This window comes from Cupriavidus sp. WGlv3 (assembly GCF_023952475.1).
GTDB classification, from domain to species: Bacteria; Pseudomonadota; Gammaproteobacteria; order Burkholderiales; family Burkholderiaceae; genus Cupriavidus; species Cupriavidus phytorum.
Genome location: NZ_JALHRX010000142.1, coordinates 1 through 506 on the forward strand (window position 1 = coordinate 1; position 506 = coordinate 506).

The following is a 506-nucleotide window of genomic DNA, read 5'->3' on the forward strand; positions in this document are numbered from 1 at the left end:
TCCGACATGTACTCGTCGATCGCCGGCGCGATCGGCGCGCTGCGCGGCCCCAAGCACGGCGGCGCCAACGAGGTCGCGTTCGAGATCCAGAAGCGCTACGACAACCCGGACGAGGCCCAGGCCGACATCACCCGCCGCGTCGAGAACAAGGAGGTCGTGATCGGCTTCGGCCACCCGGTGTACACCACCGGCGACCCGCGCAACCAGGTGATCAAGGACGTGGCGAAGAAGCTGTCGAAGGATGCCGGCTCGATGAAGATGTTCGACATCGCCGAGCGCCTGGAAACCGTGATGTGGGACATCAAGAAGATGTTCCCCAACCTGGACTGGTTCAGCGCGGTCAGCTACCACATGATGGGCGTGCCCACCGCGATGTTCACGCCGCTGTTCGTGATCTCGCGCACCTCGGGCTGGGCCGCGCATATCATCGAGCAGCGCATCGACAACAAGATCATCCGCCCCAGCGCCAACTACACCGGGCCGGAGAACCTGAAGTTCGTGCCGAT

The 506-nt window shown here is 64.0% G+C and carries 1 protein-coding gene; it reads left to right on the forward strand.

The genetic code is table 11. From position 1 onward, the window contains the following. A partial coding sequence (locus tag MKD38_RS30890) for a citrate/2-methylcitrate synthase (protein WP_305882542.1) occupies positions 1-506 on the forward strand: 506 nt, incomplete at both ends.